Genomic DNA, 26,605 nt, shown 5'->3' with positions numbered 1-26,605 from the left:
TTAAAAATACGTTTTGGTTAAGAATTGGTAAACAAAAAGTTTTTCTCTGAACATCGAACACTAAGGATTTTGTGCGTATTTCTATAACAAATTTTAGATTTAAGATTGGAACTTTCATCGTTGAATCTCAAATCCAGCATTCAATATCCAACGTTGATTAACTTCTCACCCAAGGTAGTAGAGTGAATGTACCTCGTTCATACATAATGAACAGACCCAAGCCAATTAACACAAAAGGTACAACAGCTTTACCGTAGCGACTTAAAATATTAGCAATGGTAGGTTGACGGCTTAAAAAATAAGCGATCGCACACCAAACCCCTACCATGATAAAAAATATACTTAAAATTACTCCCAAACTAGTAAGGTCATGACCAGCGAACAAAGGGATATATATACTAATATTGTCACCACCATTTGCGATCGTTACTGCTGCCACTTTATAGGTTTGGGGGTGCAAAATACTCAAAATAAAAGATAATACTGGGTTCGTAGGTGTAGGCTCTCTAAAATCACTACTGACTGTCTGAAGTGTGATTGTTTCTTCTTTTCTAGATATTAATTGCTGAATACCAATTGCTATTGGTAGTAGTCCTAGCAATCCTATCCATTCCCGTTGTACAACCAATCCACCAAAAAATCCTGGTAAGCTGGCGATGATAATGGCTGTAAAACCCAGATATTGACCGAGTAAGATATGCCGCCGCCGAAAGTTAACATCTACCTGTGAAAAAAAAATTAACAAGATAATGATGTCATCTATGTTAGTGGCGATGAAGGCAATTATCCCTTCACTGAAAGCTGTCCCTAGCTGACTCATGCTGGATTTTTAGAATCTACGATTTACCACCATACCAAATTCACTCATTCGTAATTCGTAATTCGTAATACTTCGACTACGCTCAGTACAAGTTCGTAATTCGTAATTCGTAATGACGCTCGTTTCTTGCTACCGCTACGCTAACGTAATTCGTAATTATTGACGAAATACTCGCGCGTCATTATCAATCACGAATTATTTTAACCTTCTGGTACAACTTAGATTTAAAATGACACAGTAATTATTACTGACTCCTCAATTCTTCTTTATCTTAAAATATGAACGAGTTAGTTACTGCAATTACTACAGGGTTAATTGCGTTCATTGCCACTAACATTGATGATATTGTCATTTTATTATTATTTTTTTCTCAAATAAGTGCTAAGTTTCGCCCCCGACATATAGTTGCTGGTCAGTTTCTCGGTTTTACAGTTCTGTTAATCCTTAGTCTTCCGGGTTTATTTGGTGGGTTAGTTTTATCAAAAAACTGGATTGGATTACTTGGTTTACTACCAATGTCCATAGGTATCAGTAGCTTAGTGAATCGGGAAGAAGATTCATCACAAGAAATTATAGCTACCACAGAAGAAGCTGAAGCATCAACAATTTCTAGCTTTTTTTCTCCCCAAGCTTATAGTGTGGCAGCCGTTACAATTGCCAATGGTAGCGATAATATTAGTGTCTACGTGCCTTTATTTGCTAGCTGCAACTTAGAGAGTTTTTTGGTAATTATCGGATTATTTTTTCTCTTGTTAGGAGTTTGGTGCTACGCTGCATATAAATTAATTAACAACAGATTTATAGCTGAACTATTTACTCACTACGTTAATAATCTTGTGCCTTTCGTTCTGATCGGATTAGGCATTTTTATTGTATTAAAAAGCGAAGCTTTAAGTCCAATAAAGCTAGCTGCTAGTAGCATCTGTTTGATAATTTTGGTGAAAAATAATGAAATTACCGATTAAATTGGCGAAAATTCTAGTAAATGAATGTAACCAGTAAGACGGGCGTGGCGGAAATTTGCGAAAGGAAGGAATCAGGATTAAATAACTCCCCAAACTGTAAGGAAGGGCAGATTTGACGATCTAATTAACAGTTGCGCAACTATATCGAGGAAACCCGCCCCTATCTAATCCTGGAACTTATTTAATTCAAGATTCTAAGTTGCCTCATTAAGAGTTTTATCCTGAGAATGCTTACTTAACTATAAGAAATCAAACTTTACTCAACCACTCATTCTCCTCTGGGTCTTTGAATAGTGAGGTACTGAGGTAGCGTTCGCCAAAGCTAGGCTGCACCATGACGATGAGGCGACCTGCATTTTCTGGCCGTTGTGCCACTTGAATAGCTGCATATAAAGCAGCGCCAGTCGAAATCCCCGATAGCAATCCTTCTTCTTTTGCTAGGCGACGGCTGTAAGCGATCGCTTGCTCATCCGCTACCTGGATCACTTCATCTACCACATCTGGACGGTAAATTGCTGGGACAAATCCCGCGCCGATACCTTGAATTTTGTGAGGTCCTGATTTACCACCTGCTAATACCGGACTGTTGCTTGGTTCAACTGCGATCGCTTTAAAACTCGGCTTCCGTTTTTTAATAACTTCTGAAACTCCCGTAATCGTCCCACCAGTACCCACTCCCGCCACGAGAATATCTACCTCTCCATCGGTATCATTCCAAATTTCTTCGGCTGTGGTTTCGGCGTGAACTTTCGGGTTGGCGGGGTTGCGGAACTGCTGCAACATATAGGCATTGGGCGTTTTAGCTACAAGCTCCTCTGCATGAGCGATCGCTCCTCGCATCCCTTCTACCCCTGGTGTTAACTCTAGTTGAGCGCCATAAGCTTTGAGCATGGATCGTCTTTCGTGGCTCATTGTGTCAGGCATCGTTAGAATGAGATGGTACCCCTTAGCGGCTGCCACCATCGCTAGCGCAATTCCTGTATTTCCAGAAGTCGGCTCTACTAAAACAGTTTTTCCGGGGTGAATCAAGCCTGCTTCTTCTGCCGCTTCCACCATACTCGCGCCAATCCGGTCTTTCACAGAAGATGCTGGATTCATGCTTTCTAGCTTCACCACAATCCGAGCAACCGCTCCTGAAGCTTGGGGAATTTTGTTTAATTGAACTAAAGGAGTTCGGCCGATTAACTCTGTGATATCTTTCGCTATCCGCATGTGGGTACTCCGTCGTGACTAAATATAATACATTGGACTCTGCTGGGCGCGAGTTTCTCTTTCCTCGCACAAGTCTTGGAGTGTATAACGACCCAAAACTTCTATCGAGGCAGCGTTAGCTTGCTCCCAAACTTCATAAACCAGAGTCTTTTCCAGAGTCGGAGAGTTAGAGGTATCTTTCTCTTTCCGCTCGCCTTCAACCAAAGTGACAATTTCAAGTATTGTAATCTGCCAAGGTTCCCGAACTAAAACGAAACCTCCTTTAGATCCGCGTTGACTCTGCACCACACCAGCACGCCGGAGGTTGGTCAAAATTTGTTCCAGATAGCGCTCAGGTATGGGTTGCTTGGCAGTAATCTCGCTCATGGTTAAAGGAAGTTTTTTTCCGTGGTGGCTTGCCAGTTCTAATAGTGCCAGCAATGCGTATTCCACTTTGGAAGACAGATCCAAGAGAGCGTAGTTTTGGCTATTCAACACTGTACTCAACATACTACGGTGAATTGAGAGACATATCGCAGTTTATGCGAAATTAATTTTTTTCAACTGTGGAATGTGATAGCATCCCACTTATTATCCACAAAAACACTATACTCTATCGAATTACCGTAGATTTTGATATTACACAATTCCCATAAAGAACTCGATCTTTTTCTGGGAATTATCCTGAGTTTCTGTTTTCAGAGCCTCACCTACCAACAAAAATCTCAACAGAGTATGCTAATAACTGATTTGCGAACCATTTTTGAGCGTGATCCAGCAGCCCGTAACTGGCTAGAAGTATTGTTCTGTTACCCTGGACTCCAAGCTCTAGTGTTTCATCGATTGGCGCACTGGCTCTATAAAATTGGAATTCCGTTCATACCAAGATTCATCTCTCATATTAGTAGGTTTTTAACCGGAATTGAAATTCATCCTGGGGCATTAATTGGCCAGGGAGTGTTTATTGACCACGGTATGGGAGTAGTGATTGGCGAGACTGCGATCGTGGGCGACTATGCTCTGATTTATCAAGGTGTCACCCTTGGCGGGACTGGGAAAGAAAGCGGTAAACGCCATCCAACTTTAGGCTCTCATGTGGTTGTGGGAGCGGGTGCGAAAGTATTGGGAAATATTCAAATTGGCGATCGCGTCCGTATAGGAGCCGGTTCTGTAGTGCTACGAGATGTCCCCAGTAACACTACTGTAGTTGGGATTCCAGGGCGCGTAACTCGTCAGAATAACTCGTCTAGCAGCGTTCTGGATCATGATAAAGTCCGCGACGTAGAAGCTGAGGTAATCCGCGCTTTATTTGAACGTGTCAAGGCTCTAGAGAAACAGTTCGAGCAGTTGGAACAATCTAGTTTGTCTCCAACTGAACTTGGAGACGAACAAACCAATAACCCTAAAAGCAAAAATTCTGATGGGATGATTGAAGATTTTCTTGATGGTGCGGGAATTTAGGGAATGGAGGGGGAGAGGTGACAGGTGACAGTTGACATCCTCACCGACCTAAAGGCGCGGTGATTCTGGAGTAATGAGTAACAAGTAATAAGTAATGAGTAAATACCCATTTTTCATCCACTATGAAACTCATTACTCCTTACTCATTACTTTAAAGCATTGCGTGAAGCACGGGGCTTCACACCCAAATATGTGGTGATAGGGAATTATCTGTACCCTGTAACCTTTACCCTGTACCCTATTCCCTTCTTCACTCCCCACTCTCCTCTTTAAAATATCCATAGGTTCTTATAACCTGATATAAATGTAATACTACGGTTAATTTATCGGAGAATAGTTTTATATAATATGCTGTCTTTGTACACAAACTTATCTAGTTCAAGCAGTAACAATACTAAGCAACTTTTTGCCCGTAGGTCATTTCTGCCAGAGCATCATAATGACCTTTGGAAGATTGAAACGGGTTTTGTGAGAACTTTTAGCTATCTAGAAGATGGTACAACCGTTGCTTTAGGATTGTGGGGCCCTGGAGATGTCGTTGGTAAGAGATTGTCAAAATTAGAACCTTATCAGATGGAATGCCTAACCAAAGTGGAGGCAACAGTTTTACCTGTAGAGGAGTGGACTGAACTAACAGAGACTCTACTGGCCCATATCCAACAGGCTCAAGAATTGATGATTATTCGTAGCCATAAAAAAGTGGATACTATGCTCATCAAGCTGTTGGCATGGTTATCCAAAAAGTTTGGTTCGGAAGTTGAGAAGGGACGTTTAATAGATATGCGTCTGACTCATGAAGACCTGGCGGAAATGCTCGGTTCAACTCGTGTGACTATCACTCGTGTTCTTGGGCAGTTTGAACAAGAGGGCTTGATCGATCGTCTCTCCTTACATCGAATTGTCTTAAAAGAAGAAGAAATTTGGTACTACGAAATTTAAATTACAGCAGATTTCAAGGAAAGTGAGGTATACAAGCTAAGTCTGTTACCCAGGTATAAAGCGTGTTTTACTCCTGTTAGCGCAGCGGGGCGTAGCCCATTCTGTATTCTGAATTCTGCTGTATTTCAGTAAAACCAGCTATCGCCGTCAGCATTCGGCTTACCCACAATTCTAAGATTCAGGGATTCTAGGTAAGCTAAACCGCGAGAAATTTGTGGCACTGTTCCCCGCAGTTCGATGTCAAAGCATCCTTCTTGATCTGTATTTGGTTGTAGCATAGCCCTGGTAATATTAACCACCAAGCCACAAGTAGAAATTAACTGCGAAATCACGGGCGCTTGCAGATAGCATTTGGGAATATGTATTCGCAGACGAATCTGAGTGACTTGGCTTTTTTCAGAAACTGAAGAAACCAGTGATAATCTGTTTTGGGAATTGGTTTTTTGGTTATTTAGTACTGACATTGGATAATGATGATTTTATTAATTAGCGTAGGCGTAGCCCGCACTTCGGCTCATTTCGGCTACGCTCAATGACCAACGCTCAGTGACCGTCGTAGACATCGCTATAAACGCTAGACAAATCCAGCCAAATCGGTAGTCCCAGTTTTTCTAAATAACTCAAGCTAGAGTAAAGTTGCTTTGTTCTCCCCCACAAATCCAAGTCAAACCAGCCGTCATCTTGCGTATCGGGTTGAAGTATAGCACTGGTAATATTGACCGTTAGTCCATAACGAGAAACTAATTCGGAAATCACTGGTTCTTGGTAATAAGATTTTAAGACACACAGTTGTAAGCGCAATCTATTGGTTTGACCCAGAGAAATCCATTGCTGGAATTGTTCTTGCCATTTATTTGTCAGCCATGCAGAGTCTTTGGGACTCAGTTTGGTAGCTGGATTTGGGAAAGGTAGAGTGTGGTGGTTGGGTTGAATTTGGTTAGCGATCGCTAGTTGCAGCAAATTCACTCCCAATCCTTGCAAATAAGATAGACTATTTATCAGTTTTTGGGGATTTCCTGAAAGTTCCAAATCAAACCAGCCATCGCTGTCATGGTCAGATGTCAGGGATGCAGCTTTGATATTGACAGTTAAACCATAACGAGACACCAGCCGAGAAATTATAGGTTGCCTATTATACCGTTGAGGCACAAGAATTCGACTGTGGACTGAAGCAGGTTCTACAGATTTACTCTCAGACATCAGATTAATTCCCAATAGCGATGCCTACGGTTTATTAAACTACGGTAACTGTATCGATTTAATGAACTAAATTGTTATGTAAAGGAAAATATCACAAAGTTAATAAAAAAGCAATCAGCAAATTAACGTAAATCAGGAGCAAGTTATGTAGAGTACTTGACGTTAAACGAAGTGAGACTTTATTCTATCTGTCTCTTCGGTGATATCGTCATTATCTTGGAATCAAAACTGAACGCATCCTTTTTACCCAACCTCACCAAAGCGCGTTGCTCCCGTTCCATGATCCTGTGAGAGAATAAGTTACACATAGCTTTTAGGGACTTACACGAATAAACCTAAATATCACCTGACCCTCCAACTGTGGAATGTCGTTTACAAAATTTAAGTTTTAATAAGTATTGTATTTATTCACTAGTTCCTTACATTCTTTTTCTAATATTAAGCATCAAGATTGAGGCGCTCAAGTATTGCATTAATTATCTTGAGAATTCACCACTTTAAACAACTTTAACAATATGAGTACAATCTATATGAACTTTAAAAAATTTGGTGTATTACTGTCTATATCTACAATTCTTGGAATGAACGTTATTATGACCAAGACTTTGGCTCACGATTTACCTAGTATTTCTTTTGGAGCAATAATAACGTCTGGATGTAGTGTTACAAATACGCTTCCTGGATCTGTCACTAGTACCTTACCCATCGCCTTGGATCAAATCAGTGCAAGCGAGGGTCAGCGTCAAAGGTGTATTTTACGTGCCCAGACTTTTATTCCTAGTGGTTTCTTCGTTGAAGATATACAGATACTGTACCAAGGAAGTACTACAGTTAATTCAATGAGTAAAGGTGCTAGCTTAAGCAGAACCTATAGCTTTAGTGGTGGTGCTCTTGGTCAAACCATATCTCCGATTAAAACTACCAAGTTTACATCTAACGGTTCTAATGGATTTGCGGAGCAAGATGGTATTACTGTTCTATCTACTTCATGTGGTGGAGAAGGACTATTAGGTATTAATATAATTGCACAATCATCACTAGGAAGTTCTATAGACATCTCCAAAATAGTAATATTTTCTGGTAAGCTGTCACGTTGCTAAATTTAATAAACTGCATTACTTTAATTTTTAGCTCCCATTTAATCAGACCACCTTCATTAAGCAATTTACTCCACTGATTTGCCAGATATTTACCGATTGATGTTGGGGAATCGCCTCATAATAATACCGCCCTTTTTTTATCAACCGAAAGTCTGCGGCTTTCCTGGTATGTTTTAGCGTGAATTAAGATGGGATTATCCAAAGTTTTTGCCTCTTGGAAATCCTATGCACCTCTTTACATCCGACTTGTGTATACACGGTAGCAAAGAGCGGGAGGAACAAAAGAAATGCATATTGCGTTACAAGGGCGCAAGGAGAGAAATAGCTTTTCATTGCCAATAACCGCAGCTTTACGGACGGATACCACTACCGCCACAAAAATTAAAACCTTTTAATACTTAGTTAAATTAAAGACATCAACAAGGACGAAAGCAAACCTCTCGGACGATATGAGCAATCCACGCGCAACGATGTGGGACTTGGTTGGTGCTAGAGCTAATTATTAATAAATTAACAGATCATTGCTGGCGCGATCGCGAAAACTTTAAACTTTAAGTTCATATCCTAAAATTACCTTCTTCTTTTCACTGTTAGGATATTAATCAGCATAAGATAGTCGGTTAATTTTTGATTATAAAGTATAAAGTTTGATGATTAATATTACTAAATTCAATAAAATTGACTTTCTCGTTTTGATTGGGATTGTGATTATTGGTCTTATACATTTACCTTTTCCATTTGACGGAGATCAAGCATTTTTTAGGCTTGGTGCTTTAGAAATGCAACAAGGAAAGTTACTCTATCGTGATTTTTGGGATGTGAAGCAACCGGGGATTTTTTGCTTTTACTTTTTAGCGGGAAGTTTATTTGGTTTTAATGAGATTGGCATCCATCTCTTTGAACTTATTTATATGGTGTTTCTGTCTATAATATTGTTGCTGAGTCTCAAAAGCTATTTTCAGCATCCGATAATCGCAAGTCTAGTACCTTTGCTAACGGTTGGCGTTTATTATACTGTTTCACAGCCTTGGCATCTGACTCAAGTAGAGGCACTAGTTAGTTTGCCTTTATTTACTTGTGTTTGGTTGACTTCTCAATCTTTTCAATATGAAGGTAGAAAAAGATTTTTTATACTTTTACTATCAGGCTTTATTGGTGGAATTGTCATCACATTTAAATTAATACTTTTGTTAATATTACTTTCTTTTTGGATAACTCTTTTAATCTATTCTGTGCTAATCAAGCGGGAGCCAATTCAAAAAGTATTTGTAGAAATCTTTATTCCCATTTTTATGGGGATTATATTTCCTATTTTATTTATTGTTAGTTATTTTGCCTGGTTTAATAGTTTACCAATTTTGTATGAGACGTTTTTTTTATATCCACCTCGGATTGTTGCTAATTCCCAATTTAACCCAAGTGGGCTTTTTGCAGGAATCAAATGGTTCTTAAATAATTTTTACCCTCTAATTTTAGCCGCTACTGTTGCAGTAGATGTATCATTGCGTAAGTCTAAGAATATATTGACTTTGCTACTCGTGATTTGGTGTATTTTTGCTTGGGGTGTGATTGCTCTACAACGTGGGGCATTTTGGGAATACCATTATTTACTATTCTTTGTACCTTTAGGTATTTTAGCTACTAAAGGATTAGATGTTTTATGGGAGTCTTTAAAAGAATTGAGTTCCCCATTTACTACAATTCTGCTGATATTTTTGTTTTTCTTCCCTTTATCGCACACTCTGCTAAAAAAGAGTGTTGTTCTAGTTAATAATAACTTTGCTTTAACTGAAGATACACGATTTAAATATCAGGCTGTTTTTAGAGAAAAATATCCGTCTCTGCGTTCAGAGGCTGAATTTATCTCCCAAGCAGAAAGTCTTCCTGGTAAGATTTATGTAGCTGGCGATCCATCTATTTACTACTTTTCTAATCGGACTCAGGCAACATCACTACGTGGTTGGGCACTGGAATATTTTCTACCTGAGCAATGGACAAAACTTCTAGAAGAGTTAGATTCATCTAAGCCTCCTTATATCTTTATTGATTATATTCAGCAGCCTACTATCAACAAAAATTTTCCAAAAATGCTGGAATTTCTTGAAGGAAAATACCGTATTTTACGTCAAAATAATAACGGTACTTGGTATACCCTTTTGTAAAAAAAAACACTACAGCAATTCTGAATCATTCATGATAAACAAGATCCCCGACAACTTTTACGAAGTCGGGGATATGTGGGTTGCAATTCTCTTAAAACCAGATAAATAAACTGTTTGTGTTGCTATAGGACTCATATAGCAATCCTAAATGAGTTGTGAAAATGTGCGATGTCCAGATCCCCGACTTCTCGAAGAAGTCGGGGATCTAATTTTTCACGAATGATTTAGGATTGCTATATCTGATTTATGAACAAGATTTCAGATAAAACCCTGAGAAAATGGGCTTTTCAGTCTCAGTATGCTTTCAGAAATCAAATCGGAATTCTATATAACCCTTACCAATCGCTTGCTTTAGTATCATCCCAAACTTCCAATTCCAAATCGCGGAGATAAGTTAACCCGCTTTGGATTTGTGCATCTGTTCCTTGTAGTTCAAGATCAAACCAACCATCTCCGACAGCATTGGCTCCCAAAATCGCTGCCGTGATATTCACAATCAGTCCGTAGTCAGACACCAGGCGAGAAATAACAGGTTCCTGGTGATAATCTTTAGGAATTCTGAGTCGAATCCGTTTATTGGTAAGTGTATTATCAGTAGCCATATCTTAATTATTTCAATTCCTGATCGGGATTGGTACAGAACTACTCTTAACCCTAACGGTAATTTCCTGATAGGTACTAAGTAGATCGTACCATGTCCCATGATTTGCTTGTATCCTATTTCAAAAGATAACTACAATTGCTTGATTTTTCTATTCAACATCTTTAATGCGGGTTTTTCGTTCTAGAATCTCCTTCAGCACCAAGGTTACTACTGCTAGCAACGCTAACAGTACAGCCGCAGAGAAAGCCGCTTCAGTTTCGTATTGTTTGTAAGCGTCTTCTACAAACAGTGGTAGGCTCTGGGTTTGGTCAGCAATGTTACCAGAGACGACGGAAACCGCTCCGAATTCACCCATTGCTCTGGCATTGGTCAAAATTAAACCATAGAGTAAGCCCCAACGGATACTAGGTAGAGTGACGCGCAGAAATATCTGCCAATCTTTTGCACCTAGTGTTCTAGCAGCTTCTTCTTGATCCTTACCAAATTCTTCTAAAACAGGAATCACTTCCCGCGCCACAAAGGGCATACTCACGAAGGCTGTAGCCAATACCATACCTGGAAAGGCAAAGATTATCTTGATATCATGGGCTTGGAGCCAAGGGCCAAACCAGCCATTCCGGCCGTAAAGTAGCACAATCATTAATCCTGCAACTACGGGCGAAATCGAAAAAGGCAGGTCAATAATGCTCAAAACTATGGCGCGTCCTGGAAATTTGTTACGAGCGATCGCCCAAGCTGCACATAGACCAAATACAGTATTCACAGGCAGAGAAATCAAAGCCAGCAAAAATGTCAACCAAACTGCACTGAGAAAATCTGGTCGCGTCAGGTTGGACAGAAATGGCCCAACTCCTTTGCTGAAGGCTTGGACAAAAACGTTAATTGCCGGGATATATTGAACTAGGGCTAAATAGGCGATCGCTATCCCAATCAAAACTATTGGCACCCAACTCTTCTGCTCTTTCGGCTTGGCTGTATGTGTCTCAGATACAAATGAGTGAAAACTTGGCTTATCTAGTGTCATATCGCCTTGCCCATGCTTGTAAGAAATTAATTGTCAATAGCAGTACCAAGGAAATTGATAGTAAAACTATGCCAATTATTGTTGCACCAGAATAGTCATACTGCTCTAACCGTTGGAAAATCAGTACAGGTGCGATCAAATCTTGATAGGGCGTATTGGAAGAGATAATCACAGTCGAACCATACTCTCCAACTGCACGAGAGAAACCCAAGGCAACACCAGTCAAAATCGTCGGAAATAAAGGCGGCAAAATCACCTTCCAAAATGTCTGCCATTGAGAAGCACCCAGACACCAAGCGGCTTCTTCGATTTCATGTTCCATTTCCTGAAGCACGGGTTGCACAGTTCTCACAATAAAAGGTAGTGAGATAAATATCATTGCCACTGCTACTCCCGTGCGGGTAAAAGATACCTTAATTCCCAGTGGTGCTAGTAGCGAACCTAGCCAGCCATTATCGCTGTAAACTGTTGCCAAGGTTAGCCCTGCTACCGAAGTTGGTAGTGCAAAGGGTAAATCCACTGTGGCATCGATCACGCGTTTGAAGGGAAAGTCGTAGCGAACTAGAACCCAAGCAATCAGAGTTCCAAATACGCCATTTAGTAAGGCAGCAAATATTGCTGTAACAAAAGTTACGTTGTATGTTGCTAGTGCGATATCACTGGTTGCGATCGCCCAAAACCTAGATGGAGGTTCTGTAGCTGCTTTCAGGAACATAGCAGCTATAGGGACAAACAACATCACCGTCAGGTATGCAATGGTAATTCGCCAAGTCCAAGGAACTTGCCCCAATCTCTTCCAGAATGGCGTTTTGCGTTCAACTTCCACAGAAGGAGATACAGATGTCATAGTGAAAAATTCAAAATTTAAAATTCACAAGCAGCTTTTTGGCAGTGTTCGTAATTGCTAATGACGCTCTCTACGAGACGCTAAAAGCGTAGCTTGCTTCTCTGAAAGAGTACGCGGACTCGCTACCGCTACGCTAACGTAATTCAAGCACAGACCAACTACTTTTAATTCTGGAGAAAAGAAAGTTGTGGGATCATAAATTACGAATTACGAATTTGTACTGAGTTTCGACTGCGCTCAACTACCGCGTAGCCGTTGGCGTGGTAACAGAGCGTAGTCGAAGTGCAGCCTCTCGTAGAGAAGTATTACGAATTATTTTTGGGATTGAATCTTGTCAAACACGCCCCCATCTGCGAAGAACTTCTTATCAATTGCTTCCCAACCGCCCAAGTCTGCAACTGTACCCAAAGTTTTCACCTTGGGAAATTTGTCTGTAACTTCTTTGGTTTGAGCTATAGTTTCATCCACAGGACGGAATCCCAATTTGACAAACTCTTGTTGTGCTTCGGGGGTATAGAGGAATTTCACAAAACCTTCAGCAACTTCGCGGGTTCCGTGCTTATCGACGTTTTTATCTACCACGGCAATTGGATTGTCAATGGATATATTCACGTCGGGAACAACATACTCAACCTTTTCGCCCTTTTGCTGTGCCAAAATAACTTCGTTTTCGTAGTTGATTAAGACATCACCCTGTCCTTGCTTGGCGAATGTATCAGTAGCTTCCCGTGCATCTTTAGGTAAGATGGGCACATTTTTGTAAACTTTAGTCACAAATTCAGTAGCTTTCGCCTCATCGCCACCTGTTTTAATCACAGAATCCCATAGTGCCAAGAAATTCCACTTAGCAACGCCTGATGTTTTGGGATTAGCTGTAATTAATTTGACACCATCTTTGGCTAAATCTGCCCAGTTCTTGATGCCTTTAGGATTGCCTGAACGTGTAACTAATGCTGCCACTGATTTGGAGACAATACCATTGTTGGGAACTTCTTTTTCCCATCCTGGCTGAATCAATCCAGCCTTCTCAATCTTTGAAGTGTCTCCAGCTAGTGCCAAGTGAACAACATCTGCTTCCAAACCATCAATCACGGCGCGAGTTTGGGAACCAGAACCGCCATAGCTTTGCTTGAAGACGACAGTTTGATTATGATCTTTCTTCCACTGTTCTACAAACTTAGGAATAATGGCTTCATGAGCTGCTTTGGTGACAGCAAAGGAAACTAGAGTTAATTCAACATTATCTTTACTGGCAGCCACAGGGGTAGCATTAGCAGCAGGGGTTTCAGAGGAAGAAGTACTCCCGGTTCCACCACCAGAGCAGGCGGCAAGCGCCACACTTAATACAGTCCCTACCAAAAAGAGTGATACAAAGCCTTTGAGCGAACTTAGTCTGAACCGATACGTTCTATTGAACGCGTAGATGCGTTCGCGTAGCGTCTCTAAGAGTTGCAGCTTGTCGTAAGACATCGCTTGTAACCTTTTCAATGGGCGTTGCCACAAACTCATTCTATTTCCTCCACTAAATCTACAAATAATTGATGGGAATACAGTTATATAGTGTTTATCATACTCGATGATTCCGTGTATCTAGTTGCAAACACCAAAAACCTCACATTCTTTATCAAGAATATGGTGATTTTACCAGTTATGTGAGCAATTACAAATACTTTTACTTTCAACTATCAAGTCCCGGTAGGCGCAGCCCAACCTAGGCATCGCAATTCGATACCAAGACATCAAGCAACTTGCTAGTTAATATTTTATCGTAAATTAAAGGGTTTAAGACCCGCAACGTCACACGTAGTTCAGTTTCAGCCGGGGTTTAAATCCCCTTATATAACTCTCTTCAATTTTGAATTTTGAATTGTTGCTGATCAAACTATTTCTGTTAACCAGAAGCCTTAATTGATTAGTCAACGCGGTAAGACAGTTGAAATAACTTCGGAATTTAGAACAGTTGTAGAGATATCTGAAAGTTACCGAGCAGGTGTTGGGAGCGGCAGCGAGTTTGGCTATGTTATCGTGGCTAGAAGTGGTGTAGACATAGCAATTGATGAAAAGGTAGAAATTGATGTTAATGCTTTAATACGAGCGCCGATTGCTCTATCTAAATAATAGCAATTGATGAAAAGGTAGGAATTGATGTTAATAGTTCTCGTTAGAGTGTTGGGCAGTGGTTACGTCTTTTTTAATCAAAAATTAACCAAAATTTATCAAGATTATTTTTTGTTTAATGTATAATTTTTACGTTTCATAAATCTCTTTACTATTGTTTATCATGAAAATTCGTAAAACTTTGGTTGGATTGACAATTGGTGTACTTTCCACAGTGAGCATTTTGGATATCTGCAACATTCATAAAGCAAAGGCTGAATCTGTAATTGATACTAATTCTAAACAGGCTGTTTGCAGAAAGTTTGTCGCTGGTACATACCTGACGACAATTAAAGATGAAGCAGGAAAATTTGCTTCACGTGCGCTGATCACTCTTACTGAAGAAGGCAACTTGATTAGTAGTGACTCAAACCAAGGTGGTGTTTCAGGTCAGTTTGATCCTTTTACCACTTCTCAGGGTACTTGGGCGTGTAATGGAAATAGGGCGATTACAGGTAGGGCACTCAACTTTAGCCTCTCAAACAAGGGTGGTAGCGGTATTGCAAGAAATGATTATAGAGCTACTTTTAATCCGATAACTCAAACAGTAGAAGGGACAATTGAGCTTCGCCTGTTTGATCTAAAAAGTAATCCACTACAGGGTAATGGACAAAATGGAGGTTCATTCGTCTTTACAGGTCAGCTTGTCACTGCTAAATAGTTTGATTTCATTAATTCAATAAGGATAAGGGCGACAGTGTTGTTGATACTGTCGCTTGTTAGGGGAGATGTCGGGAAATGGATCTTCTTGGTATGCGATCGCTCCCGATCCTCTATATGTATTTATTTTATAGGACTTACGCAAAAACTCTCTGAAACTCTTGTTCCTTTGCGTCCTTCTCTAACTAGACGCTGCGCGAATGCGTCCTTCTCCCAAGGGGAGACGCTAACGCGAATGCGGTTCGTTTTTTCATGATTTTGCGTAAGTCCTGATTTAATTGAACTTGTGTTTCTTAGTACTAGCATTTGTACTACAAAATGAAGTGCGGAATGTGGGATTAAGTGAATGCATCTTTTATGGGCAAACCGTCCTGAAAAACTAGTAATTCACCCGGTTGGATTTTCGTCCATACTTCGTTGTCAGTCAGGGGTGTGGTAGCAATGACAGCAACGCGATCGCGTTCAGTAGTCACTTCCCGAAAATCTACGGTCATGTCTTGGTCAATTAAATGGGCAGCAGCAAAGGGCGCTTGGCGAACAATGTAGCTGAGATTAGTTGAGCAATAAGCAAAAAAGTGTTCTCCATCTGACAATAAGTAATTAAATATACCCAGTTTTGCAATTGCACCAGTAATTTCTTGCAGCACAGAGTATAGTTCCTTTATGTCAGGCTTACCTTTAGGAAAGCGCGATCGCAGTGTTTCTAGGATCATACAGAATGCTTTTTCACTATCGGTATCACCTACGGCTTGATAAAAGCCCAAATTTTCTGGATTAAAATCTGGCAAATTACCGTTGTGGGCAAACACCCAATACTGACCCCACAGTTCTCTGCGGAAAGGATGGCAATTGTGTAGGGCAATTTCACCCTGAGTAGCTTTGCGGATATGGGCTATGACGTGGGTTGAGTGGATGGGATAACTCCGCACAAACTCAGCTACCGGAGAAGCAACAGAAGGTTGAGCATCTAAAAACATTCGACATCCCTTTCCCTCAAAGAAAGCAATGCCCCAACCATCGCGATGGTCATCCGTTTTTCCTCCCCGTGCAGAAAACCCTTCAAAAGAAAAGCAAATATCCGTTGGAACATTGCAATTCATTCCGAGCAATTGGCACATTAGCTCTCAATTTTTGACTAAGGTCTCAAGATCAAGATACTTCAGAATGCTGCATTGATTCTGGAGCGATCGCTTCAATCTGAGAATTTAATCGGGCATTGGGCATGAGGACTTGGGGACAAGGGGAAAGACTTGTTTCAAGTTCTCACCTCTTGTCCCCTTGTCTCCCCTGCCTCCCCTGCTCTGCTGTTAAGATTTCTTAAGTAATTACGAATTACTAATTATCTTAAAGCATTTGCTGTAAATATTGCTCATAGCCTAATTGTTCTAGTTTTGCTTGCTTGGCAATTACTGATTCACATAGGGTTTGACGATATTGTTGCACTTTTTCTAACAATTCTGGTTGATGAGTTGCGAGGATTTGTATTGCTAAAAGACCGGCATTTTTGGCATTACCGATCGCTACTGTTGCCACAGGAATACCACCAGGCATCTGTAAAATAGAATACAAAGAATCTACACCTTGTAAGTTCCGAGTGGGTACAGGAACACCAATCACAGGAAGTGGAGTTAAAGATGCTACCATTCCAGGGAGATGGGCAGCACCACCGGCACCGGCAATAATTACCTTAATACCGCGTTGGTGTGCAAGTTGAGCATATTGCACCATACGTTCTGGGGTACGGTGAGCCGAAACGATCGCCACTTCGCTCTCTACACCAAATTCTTCACAAACTGCGATCGCATCTTTCATAGTGGGCAAATCAGAATCGCTGCCCATGATAATACCAACTAGGGGAGTCATAATAATTCAAAATTTAAAATTCAAAATTCAAAATTATTTGAGCTAAGTAGAACGATGTGGAAAAACCAAACTATGTTAAGAAAAATTAAATAGACTTAAACCCTCTTCCCTCCTGCTTCCTGCTTTCTGCCTCCTGCCTCATCCCAACAATAAATATTCACACCGACCTACTTAGCTTATGGAAGCTAGGTGATGCCGATTATCATCTCATCTATTGGCGTTGTTTTAATTGATTCATTGAGGTTGGTTGCATCTAAAATCAGATTTAGGTATCTTCTCGCCAGTGTGATGACCCAAGCAATACAAAAACCTGTAGATATTATCAATGCTAGAGTGCCTGGTTACAAAGATTTGCAGATGCTCTTGGTTAATCAAGAGGGCATAATTGAGCAAATTTTGCCAATGGGTACAGTAGGGGCAAGCTGTGCATCCGTAATCGATGTAGCTGGCGACTGGATTTCATTGGGTGGCGTTGATTTGCAAATTAACGGTGCTTTGGGTTTGGCATTTCCTGATTTAACGGCTGAAAATGCTCATATACTCCAGAAAATAACGCAATTTTTGTGGGATGTCGGGGTAGATGGATTTTTACCAACACTTGTGACAACTTCAGTAGAAAAGATTCAGCGATCGCTTGCAGTCATTGCTAATTTTACTCCCCTCTCCGTCAACGGAGAGGGGTTGGGGGTGAGGTCATCTGCCAAGATTCTCGGAGTCCATTTAGAAGGGCCATTTTTGAATTACCAAAAGCGCGGCGCACACCCAGCAGAGTACTTGTTATCCTTAACAATTGACGAGGTAAAGCGGGTTTTGGGTGATTATGCCCACATTGTGAAAGTCATAACTTTAGCGCCGGAGTTAGATCCCACTGGCGAAGTAATTCCATATTTACGTTCTTTGGGAATTACCGTTAGTTTAGGACATTCTCAAGCAACATCAGCCCAAGGGCAACTTGCTTTTGAACTCGGTGCAACGATGGTAACTCATGCTTTCAATGCCATGCCACCATTGCATCACCGCGAACCAGGATTATTAGGCGCAGCAATTACTCATCATAATGTGATGTGTGGTTTTATTGCTGATGGTGAACACGTTTCGCCTACGATGCTGCAAATATTAATCCGCGCTAGTGATTATGAAAAAGGGCTGTTTCTTGTGAGTGATGCCCTTTCACCTCTGGGGCTACCCGATGGCATGTATCCTTGGGACAGTCGGCAAATTGAAGTTAAAAACGGTACAGCACGACTAGCCGATGGCACTTTATCGGGGACGACTTTACCCTTATTAGTGGGAGTGCAGAATTTGGTGAAGTGGGGAATTTGTGATGTAGAGACTGCCATTTTACTAGCTACAGATGCACCTAGACAAGCAATTGGTTTGCCTGGAATTACCAAGAGTCAACCTGCTAATTTATTACGCTGGCATTGGGATGAAGCGGCAAAAGAACTAACTTGGCAGCGATTATTGGGCTAAATTTTGACTCAAGGTGACACGGGAATAAGCGTTAATTATACTCAGTAGAAATGTACCTTAAAGAGCGTAGACGTAGCCCGCACTTCGGCTCATTTCGGCTACGCTCAATGACCCATTTCGGCTACGCTCAATGACCAATGCTCAGTGACACCGTAGACATCGCATAGCCATTTTGAGTACAAAACTCGAAACTTGAACTTCAGAGGCTCAAGTGACGATACCTAAAGTCAAGCCACTGTTTTTAAATATTTTTATCCAAATGGTATTTTTACTCCAAAGGGAGAATATTTACTAATAAAGACAAAGCTAGAATAAAAATAAACTTCACAAAGCTGTTTATGCAATGGGCTAATTTTCTAGCCAAAGAAGCTGCTACGAATGGCTTATCTCTAGAGCAAACGGTAGCTTTTGCAAAATATTTTCAGACAGAAAACTTAGGTAAAACTAAAGTTAAACTTGCCAGCGAATTAAACGTTGATATTACTGCTTTCACAAAGTGGGTGGGTGAGGTATATGACAAGTTTGCCCAGAATTCTCCTGAGTTAGCGACTTTCAACAATCGAGACAAACTAGAAAAGTTACAAGCTTATCTGAGCGTAAAATATAATAGCGAATTAGATGCCCTCAAACCATTGGCGGCGATGAAACTATTAAAATCGCTAGTGGTTCGAGAACGACTGCAACAAGAAGCTTGGGTTGCGAGAAGAATTTGTAAATTTTTGGGATATTTACCTTTAGCGTTAGAGTTAGTGGGACGATATTTGGATAAAATGCCAGATTTGTCTCTGGAAACACTGCTGAAGCGGCTAGAGAAGAAACGAGTGGAACATGAACCAGTAGTCAATGCTAACTCATTGATGCCTGATGAATACGGTATATTTGAAGCTTTTGAATTGAGTTGGGAACAGTTGGATGAAAATGCCCAAAGCTTTGGTTGTTTGCTAAGTTTGTGTGCTTTAGCTGACATTCCCCTATCTGTTGAGACAATAGAAGATGACAAAAAACAAAAACTTAACGAGAAAGCCATAGCCGATTTACTGGAATTGCATTTGCTACACCAGAAAAGTAAAGGAATTTATCTTCTAAATCCACAGATTCGACAACTTTTCCAAGTGAAGTTGCATAAGTCAAGTGAGGCGGATGAAGCAAAAACTAAATTTGCAGCCATGATGTTAGAGGTAGCAAAGCTAATTCCGCAACAGCTTAACTCTAAAGATATTCTCAACTTCACTCCACATATCCCGCACATTACAGAAGTTGCAACTCACCTATCCGAATATCTGGGCGATGAAAATCTAATCACTCTGTTTACCAAATTAGCCTGGTTTTATCAAAGTCAAGGACTTTATCAGCAAGCAGAGCCTTGGTTGCAACGGTGTGTAGAACTGACTCAAAATCGTCTTGGTTTAGAACATAGCGATGTCGCCACGAGTCTGAACAATTTAGCAGCACTCTACGAAACTACAGGACGCTACAGGGAAGCCGAACCCTTGCTTGAGAAAGCTTTAGCACTGAGAAAACGCCTGCTAGGAGAAGAACATAACGATGTCGCCACTAGCCTGAGCTATTTAGCATTAATCTACGAATATACGGGACGCTATAGCGAAGCCGAACCTTTGTATCAGCAAGCTTTAGAACTGTGGAAACGCCTAGTGGGAGAACAACATCCCCATGTTGCCACGAGTCTGAACAATTTAGGAGCATTGTACTGTTATACAAAACGCTACAGCGAAGCCGAACCCTTGCTCAAGCAAGCATTAAAACTGAGAAAACGCCTACTAGGAGATAACCATCCCGATGTTGCCACCAGCCTGAATAATTTAGCACAACTTTACGAATCTACAGGAAGTTACAAGCAAGCGGAACCTTTGTATGAGCAAGCTTTAGAACTGAGTAAACGTCTGCTGGGAAATAACCATCCCGATGTCGCTATTAGTCTAAACAATCTAGCAGCACTCTACCGTCACACAAGACGCTATAGGAAAGCCAAACCTTTATTTGAGAAAGCTTTGAAAATTTGCGAACGGACTTTAGGTATAAGTCATCCGACAACTATGACGGTTCGGGCAAATTATGCCAGCTTTTTAAGAGAAGCATATCACTAGCGATCGCTGCGCGTAATTCGTAATTCGTTAAAAAAATATACCCCTCTCCACTAGCGAAGAGGGGTTAGGATTTACTTACATCCTAAAGATTTCCGAGTATCCACACCAGTTTTAGAATTTACACCACTTGCTTTAACACAAAGCTTTTTCACTTGTATTCCATCTAAAATTGCATTCGTAAAATCAGTACCTGTGACATCCACACCATCAAAAGTAGAACGTAGCATCATCGCATCAGTCAACACAGCATCACTTAAATCAGCATCCTTAAACCTTGTTAGATAGGCTATGCCCTCACTAAAATCAGCACCATGCAGATTTACTCCCTCCAATAAGCTACCGTTAAATACGCCACCACGTAAGTCAGCATTGCTAAAATTAGCATTCTCTAATTTGAGATTGGTAAACTCAGTACCAATTAAACTTTGACCAGAGTAATCCTTGCCCTTGAGTTCATCATTACCCACAGAACGGGTAATACTAGAAGAACTTGCAGCTTGCGCCGATAGGGGAAACAAAAAAAGAACCATAGCTAAGACAAAGCTAGCTAACAGTTGCCAATATTTCATAATCTCTTCTTAATAAATCTCAACACTTCCACCATTAACTATTAAACCTTACAGAAGGGGACAAGGAGAAAAAGGGAGAAGGGAATAGGGTACAGGTTACAGGGTAGAGATTATTCCCTATCACCCGTCCCCTGTCACCTCTTCCCTAATCTCTCGTAGGATGATAGATGTTGAGGTGCGATGCCTAACGGCAAGTTGCTCCGCATCTACGCAATAATTACCTGTGGCTAATCAAGAAGACAACGCCCAATCTCTGGCGCGAACCCCTTTATATCAACTGGGTGTAGAACTCAAAGCACGCCTTACCAGCTTTGGCGGCTGGGAAATGCCTGTGCAATTTAGTGGAATTAGCCGCGAACATGAGGCTGTAAGAAATACAGCCGGAATGTTCGATATTTCCCACATGGGCAAATTTACCCTCCAAGGTAAAAACCTGATTTCCCAACTCCAGCCGCTAGTACCTTCCGACTTGAGTCGTTTGCAAGCTGGTCAAGCACAATACACCGTATTGTTAAATCCCCAAGCGGGAATTATTGACGACATCATTGTTTATTATCAAGGTGAAGACACCAGTGGTACACAAAAGGCATTCATCATAGTCAATGCGGCAACCTCCAATAAAGATAAAGCATGGCTATTACAACACCTTGACCTAGATAAATTGCAATTCCAAGACCTTTCACCAGATAAAGTCTTAATTGCCGTACAAGGGCCAAAAGCGATTAAATATCTCCAGCCATTAGTGCAAGAAAACTTACAACCAATTAAAGCCTTTGGACATTTAGAAGCAACCTTACTAGGTAAACCTGCCTTTTTGGCCCGCACAGGTTACACCGGAGAAGATGGCTTTGAGGTAATGGTAGACCCAGATGTGGGAGTAGAATTGTGGCGAAGTCTCCATAAAAGTGGTGTTATCCCCTGTGGACTCGGTGCGAGAGATACTCTGCGCCTAGAAGCAGCGATGGCACTTTACGGACAAGATATAGATGACACCACCACACCCTTAGAAGCAGGTTTAGGGTGGCTAGTTCACTTAGATACTAAAGGCGATTTTATTGGTCGGGAAGTTTTAGCAGAGCAAAAATCCAAAGGAGTGAAGCGTCGATTGGTAGGTTTACAAACCCAAGGACGCAACATTGCCCGTCATGGCTATCAAGTGTTATCCACAGGTAAAGTTGTGGGAGAAGTTACTAGTGGCACCCTGTCACCTACACTTGGTTATCCTGTTGCATTAGGCTACGTTCCCACCCAGTTAGCAACTGTTGGTCAGCAGCTAGAAGTCGAAATTCGCGGCAAAGCTTATCCAGCAGTTGTAGTCAAACGTCCCTTTTATCGGTCAAAAAATCGTGTTGCCAACTGATAAGCGCTGAGGTTTTTGAGGAATAATGTGTTGTGAGTTATTCAATCTACAGTCAGGTTCATTACCAAATATGGCTTGGATGACTATTGGGGCAATAATTTTTTTAATAAGGGAGAGGAAGTGATATGTCTTTTGAATATCCTCAAGATTTCAGATACCTGGATTCTCATGAATACGTGCGAATCGATGGTGAAATTGCCACCATTGGCATTACTGAGTTTGCCGTACATGAATTGGGTGATATCGTCTTTTTGGAACTACCAGAAATTGGCGACGCTCTTACCAGGGGAGAAAACTTTGGCACAATTGAATCAGTGAAAGCCGTTGAGGAACTGAATTCACCAGTGACAGGCACCGTTATAGAACGGAATGAAGCCTTAATTAGTTCTCCCGAAGAAGTGTCAGAAGACCCTTATGGGGAAGGGTGGTTTTTGAAAGTGCGCGTCAATGACCCTGGCGAAGTTGAAGATGCCTTGACAGCTGATGAGTATCGCGCCCAAGTAGAAGGGGAGTAGGGAGTGGGGGATGAGAGAGGGGACATGGTAAAAATTTTCTTCTTTGTCTCCCCCATCTTCCTTGTCTCCCCCATCTCTCACTCCACTCGAAAATAAGTGATGAAATTTAGATAAATTGAAAAGTTACACCTACTTCTCATCAGTATTTATTGCAAAATATGAAATAGTACCATCTGGAGAGTAATTTGTGGTATCGAACGCCCCTATTCTCAAGTCTAATGAGCAGCAAGTGCTGGACGAAAAAAGTCAAAAGTTAAGTAGTTTTGTGCCAAGACACATTGGTCCTAACTCCGATGATATCCAGCAAATGCTTAAGGTTTTGGGATTTCCCAGCCTAGATGCCCTAATCGACCAAACAGTTCCACAGACAATTCGGCTGAAGCAACCGCTAAAGTTACCAGCAGCAGAAAGTGAGTATGCAGCACTGGCATCTTTAAAAAAAGTTGCTGCCAAAAATCAGGTTTTCCGTTCATACATTGGTATGGGATATTACGACAGTATTACCCCTCCTGTGATTGGGCGTAATATCTTAGAAAACCCCGGTTGGTATACTGCCTACACTCCTTATCAGCCAGAAATTGCTCAAGGGCGATTAGAAGCGCTGCTGAATTTTCAAACCCTGATTATTGATTTAACAGGTTTGGAAATTGCCAATGCTTCATTACTGGATGAAGCCACAGCCGCCGCTGAAGCGATGAGCCTAAGCTATGGTGTCTCCAAAAATCAGGCCAATGCCTATTTTGTCTCTCGTGACTGCCATCCCCAAACCATTGATGTGTTGCAAACACGCGCTAAACCATTGGGGATTAAGATTATTGTTGGCGATCATCAAACATTTGATTTTGATCAACCTATTTTTGGGGCTGTTCTGCAATACCCTGCTAGTGATGGCACCATTTACGACTACCGCGCTTTTATCGAAAAAGCCCATGCTAAGGGTGCATTGGTGACGGTAGCAGCAGACCCTCTAAGTTTAACTTTACTGACCCCTCCTGGAGAATTTGGCGCTGATATTGCTGTCGGAAGCACTCAGCGGTTCGGTATTCCTTTGGGGTTTGGTGGCCCCCATGCAGCATACTTTGCTACGAAGGAAGAGTATAAGCGGCTGGTTCCAGGGCGAATTGTGGGAGTATCAAAAGATGCCCAAGGTAAGCTTGCATTACGTCTCGCCTTGCAAACCCGCGAACAGCACATCCGCCGCGAAAAAGCTACTAGTAATATCTGTACTGCACAGGTGCTACTGGCGGTGATGGCGAGTATGTATGCGGTCTATCATGGTCCTGCTGGACTTAAGCAAATTGCCGAAAATATCCACTCTTTGACAGTGTTGCTGGCAGAAGGACTGAAGCGTTTGGGTTACAGCATCGCTTCCAAAGATTTCTTTGATACGCTGCGAGTAGAACTGGGAAGACACAATTTAAAAGATATTTTGACAGCTAGCGAACAACTTCAAATTAACCTGCGGGTTTTTGATGCAACTACTGTTGGTATTTCGCTGGATGAAACAACTGCACCAGAAGACTTAATCGACCTTTGGCAGATTTTCGCTGGTACAGATGATTTACCCTTCACTTTAGAAGAATTAACTTCTTCCTCATCCTCCCATCTTCCTCTCTCCCGTACAAGTACATATCTCACTCACTCAGTATTTAACCGCTATCACTCAGAAACCGAGTTGTTGCGTTATCTACACAAGCTAGAAAGCAAGGACTTATCGCTAACAACATCGATGATTCCCTTGGGTTCTTGCACAATGAAGTTGAATGCAACTGCTGAGATGATTCCGGTAAGTTGGGAGGAATTTGGCAAGATTCATCCATTTGCCCCTGCATCGCAAACGCAAGGTTATCAAATCCTATTTGAGCAACTTGAAGTATGGTTAGCTGAAATTACTGGTTTTGCAGGAATCTCTCTACAACCAAATGCTGGTTCTCAGGGTGAATATGCTGGACTTTTAGTAATTCGCCAATATCACGAAAATCGGGGCGAAGCACACCGCAACGTTTGTTTAATTCCCACTTCTGCGCACGGGACAAACCCAGCAAGTGCGGTGATGTGTGGGATGAAGGTGGTGGCTGTTGCCTGTGACTCACAAGGTAATATTGACGTTGATGACTTGAAGGCTAAGGCAGAAAAACACAGCAATGAATTAGCCGCTTTGATGGTGACATATCCCTCAACCCACGGTGTTTTTGAGGAGCCAATTCAGGAAATCTGCGCTGTTGTCCACAGTCACGGTGGACAAGTTTATATGGATGGGGCAAATATGAACGCCCAAGTGGGAATTTGCCGTCCTGGAGATATTGGCGCGGATGTCTGCCATTTAAACTTGCATAAAACCTTCTGCATTCCTCATGGTGGCGGTGGCCCTGGTATGGGGCCCATTGGTGTTGCATCTCATCTTGTGCCTTTTCTACCCGGACATCCTGTTGTCACTATCGACAACTCAACTCAGCACTCAAATATTGGTGCTGTGGCGGCTGCACCTTGGGGTAGTGCGAGTATCTTGGTGATTTCTTGGATGTACATCGCCATGATGGGTGCAGATGGTTTAACCCAAGCTACTAAGGTGGCGATTCTCAATGCTAACTACATGGCCAAGAAACTGGAATCGTACTATCCGGTTTTGTATCAAGGGAAAAATGGTCTAGTTGCCCATGAATGTATTTTAGATTTGCGATCGCTAAAAAAATCCGCTGCGATCGAAATCGATGATGTCGCCAAGCGTCTCATGGATTATGGTTTCCATGCGCCAACTGTCTCCTGGCCTGTAGGGGGTACAATCATGGTGGAACCTACAGAAAGTGAATCTAAGCAAGAGTTGGATCGTTTCTGTGATGCGTTGATTTCTATTCGCCAAGAAATTGCCCAAATAGAAGTTGGCAAGGTGGATACCCAAGATAATGTTTTGAAGAACGCACCCCACACTGCCGAAAGTCTCATCACCGGAGAATGGCAGCATCCCTATTCTCGCGAACAAGCTGCCTATCCTGCGCCTTGGACTCGTGAGTATAAATTCTGGCCTGCTGTCGGTCGCATTGATGCAGCCTTTGGCGACAGGAATTTTGTTTGTTCTTGTCTGCCAATGGATGCTTACTAAACTGAAGTTAGGAGTTAGGAATTAAAACTCTTAACTCCTCTTTAATGAAAATGAAAAAACAGATAGAAACAGATAAACACTGATGATTTACCTTTTTCTATCTGTTTTTGTTTGGTTCTAATATCATGTCCGCTTGATTGCTTATTAAACCCGAAGAACCCCACCCCGCCAAAGCTGTGCTTTGTCTCCCCTCCCCGCAGGCGGGGAGGGGGTTGAGGGTGGGGTTATTTTATTATAAGTAATTTGGCGGACATGATATAGCCGTAGCCACATAGGTTAGGACATTTTGAAAACCCCAAGGCTAGGAATAGTAATACTTTTAAGTAATCGCACAGAATTATTTACACATGAGTTTCCAGTCTGGATAAGGGTTTCATGCCTTAGTTTTGTGTAATTAATTTTGTTTAACTACTTACCTCCTGCCTCCTGCTATACCCTACGGTGTACACACAAGTCGAAAAATCCTCTACAGTGAAACTGTCACGCCCAC

24 protein-coding genes are annotated in these 26,605 nt (G+C 41.5%); 12 read left to right on the top strand and 12 right to left on the bottom strand.

Features of this window, described 5'->3' with window-relative positions; translation table 11 throughout:
* Positions 1 to 157: 157 nt before the first annotated feature.
* Positions 158 to 820, bottom strand: coding sequence for a cadmium resistance transporter (locus RMX69_RS13695; protein WP_322637762.1), 663 nt, complete (start codon positions 818 to 820; stop codon positions 158 to 160).
* A gap of 278 nt (positions 821 to 1,098) precedes the next feature.
* Here RMX69_RS13695 and RMX69_RS13690 point away from each other — a divergent pair, with 278 nt between their 5' ends.
* Positions 1,099 to 1,785: a cadmium resistance transporter gene (locus RMX69_RS13690; RefSeq protein WP_322637761.1), complete on the top strand. Its 687-nt coding sequence runs from the start codon at positions 1,099 to 1,101 to the stop codon at positions 1,783 to 1,785.
* Between the two features lie 249 nt (positions 1,786 to 2,034).
* Here the strand turns inward: RMX69_RS13690 and cysK are convergent, their stop codons facing one another.
* Positions 2,035 to 2,997, bottom strand: a complete 963-nt coding sequence (gene cysK, locus RMX69_RS13685) for a cysteine synthase A (RefSeq protein WP_289797689.1) — start codon at positions 2,995 to 2,997, stop codon at positions 2,035 to 2,037.
* An 18-nt stretch (positions 2,998 to 3,015) separates the two neighbouring features.
* Positions 3,016 to 3,486, bottom strand: coding sequence for an RrF2 family transcriptional regulator (locus RMX69_RS13680; RefSeq protein ID WP_289797690.1), 471 nt, complete (start codon positions 3,484 to 3,486; stop codon positions 3,016 to 3,018).
* Between the two features lie 225 nt (positions 3,487 to 3,711).
* On the opposite strand from RMX69_RS13680, the gene cysE reads away from it, so the two are divergent.
* Together cysE and RMX69_RS13670 are read left to right on the top strand one after the other, a co-directional pair.
* Complete coding sequence (gene cysE, locus RMX69_RS13675; protein WP_409880231.1) at positions 3,712 to 4,437, top strand: serine O-acetyltransferase; 726 nt, start codon at positions 3,712 to 3,714, stop codon at positions 4,435 to 4,437.
* Between the two features lie 348 nt (positions 4,438 to 4,785).
* Positions 4,786 to 5,376 (top strand): Crp/Fnr family transcriptional regulator, encoded by a 591-nt coding sequence (locus RMX69_RS13670; RefSeq protein ID WP_289797691.1) that lies wholly within the window; start codon positions 4,786 to 4,788, stop codon positions 5,374 to 5,376.
* A gap of 125 nt (positions 5,377 to 5,501) precedes the next feature.
* Here RMX69_RS13670 and RMX69_RS13665 read toward each other — a convergent pair whose 3' ends face one another.
* Entirely contained in the window at positions 5,502 to 5,840 is a 339-nt protein-coding gene (locus RMX69_RS13665) for an NIL domain-containing protein (RefSeq protein WP_289797692.1), read from the bottom strand.
* Positions 5,841 to 5,919: 79 nt separating this feature from the next.
* A complete protein-coding gene (locus RMX69_RS13660) occupies positions 5,920 to 6,576 on the bottom strand; it encodes an NIL domain-containing protein (protein ID WP_322637760.1) in 657 nt (218 codons plus the stop codon).
* A 593-nt stretch (positions 6,577 to 7,169) separates the two neighbouring features.
* On the opposite strand from RMX69_RS13660, the gene RMX69_RS13655 reads away from it, so the two are divergent.
* Both RMX69_RS13655 and RMX69_RS13650 read left to right on the top strand, forming a co-directional pair.
* A complete protein-coding gene (locus RMX69_RS13655) occupies positions 7,170 to 7,676 on the top strand; it encodes a hypothetical protein (protein ID WP_289797694.1) in 507 nt (168 codons plus the stop codon).
* Positions 7,677 to 8,326: 650 nt separating this feature from the next.
* Positions 8,327 to 9,838 carry a hypothetical protein gene (locus tag RMX69_RS13650; RefSeq protein WP_322637759.1) on the top strand — a complete coding sequence of 504 codons (1,512 nt, stop codon included), beginning with the start codon at positions 8,327 to 8,329 and terminating at the stop codon, positions 9,836 to 9,838.
* A gap of 335 nt (positions 9,839 to 10,173) precedes the next feature.
* Here the strand turns inward: RMX69_RS13650 and RMX69_RS13645 are convergent, their stop codons facing one another.
* The 4 genes from RMX69_RS13645 to RMX69_RS13630 all read right to left on the bottom strand — a co-directional run bounded on the left by RMX69_RS13645 (position 10,174) and on the right by RMX69_RS13630 (position 13,822).
* Entirely contained in the window at positions 10,174 to 10,440 is a 267-nt protein-coding gene (locus tag RMX69_RS13645; protein ID WP_289797696.1) for an NIL domain-containing protein, read from the bottom strand.
* A 150-nt stretch (positions 10,441 to 10,590) separates the two neighbouring features.
* Positions 10,591 to 11,466, bottom strand: a complete 876-nt coding sequence (gene cysW / locus RMX69_RS13640; protein ID WP_322637758.1) for a sulfate ABC transporter permease subunit CysW — start codon at positions 11,464 to 11,466, stop codon at positions 10,591 to 10,593.
* Entirely contained in the window at positions 11,453 to 12,313 is an 861-nt protein-coding gene (gene cysT / locus RMX69_RS13635) for a sulfate ABC transporter permease subunit CysT (protein WP_289797698.1), read from the bottom strand. Before cysT ends, cysW begins: the two co-directional genes overlap by 14 nt.
* A gap of 312 nt (positions 12,314 to 12,625) precedes the next feature.
* The gene (locus tag RMX69_RS13630; protein ID WP_322637757.1) at positions 12,626 to 13,822 is read right to left on the bottom strand and encodes a sulfate ABC transporter substrate-binding protein; all 1,197 of its coding nucleotides are present in this window, start codon (positions 13,820 to 13,822) and stop codon (positions 12,626 to 12,628) included.
* A gap of 399 nt (positions 13,823 to 14,221) precedes the next feature.
* Between RMX69_RS13630 and RMX69_RS13625 the strand changes: the two genes are divergently transcribed.
* On the top strand, positions 14,222 to 14,431 hold the full coding sequence (locus RMX69_RS13625; RefSeq protein ID WP_322637756.1) for a hypothetical protein: 210 nt from the start codon (positions 14,222 to 14,224) through the stop codon (positions 14,429 to 14,431).
* A gap of 163 nt (positions 14,432 to 14,594) precedes the next feature.
* Complete coding sequence (locus RMX69_RS13620; protein WP_322637755.1) at positions 14,595 to 15,131, top strand: hypothetical protein; 537 nt, start codon at positions 14,595 to 14,597, stop codon at positions 15,129 to 15,131.
* 337 nt (positions 15,132 to 15,468) lie between these two features.
* On the opposite strand, the gene RMX69_RS13615 is transcribed toward RMX69_RS13620, so the two are convergent.
* Complete coding sequence (locus RMX69_RS13615) at positions 15,469 to 16,248, bottom strand: class II glutamine amidotransferase (protein ID WP_322637754.1); 780 nt, start codon at positions 16,246 to 16,248, stop codon at positions 15,469 to 15,471.
* A gap of 226 nt (positions 16,249 to 16,474) precedes the next feature.
* On the bottom strand, positions 16,475 to 16,993 hold the full coding sequence (purE, locus tag RMX69_RS13610) for a 5-(carboxyamino)imidazole ribonucleotide mutase (RefSeq protein WP_322637753.1): 519 nt from the start codon (positions 16,991 to 16,993) through the stop codon (positions 16,475 to 16,477).
* A 288-nt stretch (positions 16,994 to 17,281) separates the two neighbouring features.
* On the opposite strand from purE, the gene nagA reads away from it, so the two are divergent.
* Positions 17,282 to 18,466: an N-acetylglucosamine-6-phosphate deacetylase gene (nagA, locus tag RMX69_RS13605; protein ID WP_322637834.1), complete on the top strand. Its 1,185-nt coding sequence runs from the start codon at positions 17,282 to 17,284 to the stop codon at positions 18,464 to 18,466.
* Positions 18,467 to 18,804: 338 nt separating this feature from the next.
* Entirely contained in the window at positions 18,805 to 20,571 is a 1,767-nt protein-coding gene (locus tag RMX69_RS13600; protein WP_289797703.1) for a tetratricopeptide repeat protein, read from the top strand.
* 71 nt (positions 20,572 to 20,642) lie between these two features.
* On the opposite strand, the gene RMX69_RS13595 is transcribed toward RMX69_RS13600, so the two are convergent.
* Positions 20,643 to 21,140: a pentapeptide repeat-containing protein gene (locus RMX69_RS13595; protein ID WP_289797704.1), complete on the bottom strand. Its 498-nt coding sequence runs from the start codon at positions 21,138 to 21,140 to the stop codon at positions 20,643 to 20,645.
* A 223-nt stretch (positions 21,141 to 21,363) separates the two neighbouring features.
* On the opposite strand from RMX69_RS13595, the gene gcvT reads away from it, so the two are divergent.
* The 3 genes from gcvT to gcvP all read left to right on the top strand — a co-directional run bounded on the left by gcvT (position 21,364) and on the right by gcvP (position 26,115).
* Entirely contained in the window at positions 21,364 to 22,500 is a 1,137-nt protein-coding gene (gcvT, locus tag RMX69_RS13590; protein WP_289797705.1) for a glycine cleavage system aminomethyltransferase GcvT, read from the top strand.
* Positions 22,501 to 22,625: 125 nt separating this feature from the next.
* On the top strand, positions 22,626 to 23,015 hold the full coding sequence (gene gcvH, locus RMX69_RS13585; RefSeq protein WP_289797706.1) for a glycine cleavage system protein GcvH: 390 nt from the start codon (positions 22,626 to 22,628) through the stop codon (positions 23,013 to 23,015).
* A 187-nt stretch (positions 23,016 to 23,202) separates the two neighbouring features.
* Positions 23,203 to 26,115: an aminomethyl-transferring glycine dehydrogenase gene (gene gcvP, locus RMX69_RS13580; protein ID WP_322637752.1), complete on the top strand. Its 2,913-nt coding sequence runs from the start codon at positions 23,203 to 23,205 to the stop codon at positions 26,113 to 26,115.
* Positions 26,116 to 26,605 lie beyond the last annotated feature (490 nt).

The sequence above is a fragment of the Nostoc sp. EspVER01 genome, from assembly GCF_034530635.1.
GTDB lineage: Bacteria > Cyanobacteriota > Cyanobacteriia > Cyanobacteriales > Nostocaceae > Nostoc.
This window is presented reverse-complemented; position numbering and strand designations above follow the sequence as displayed.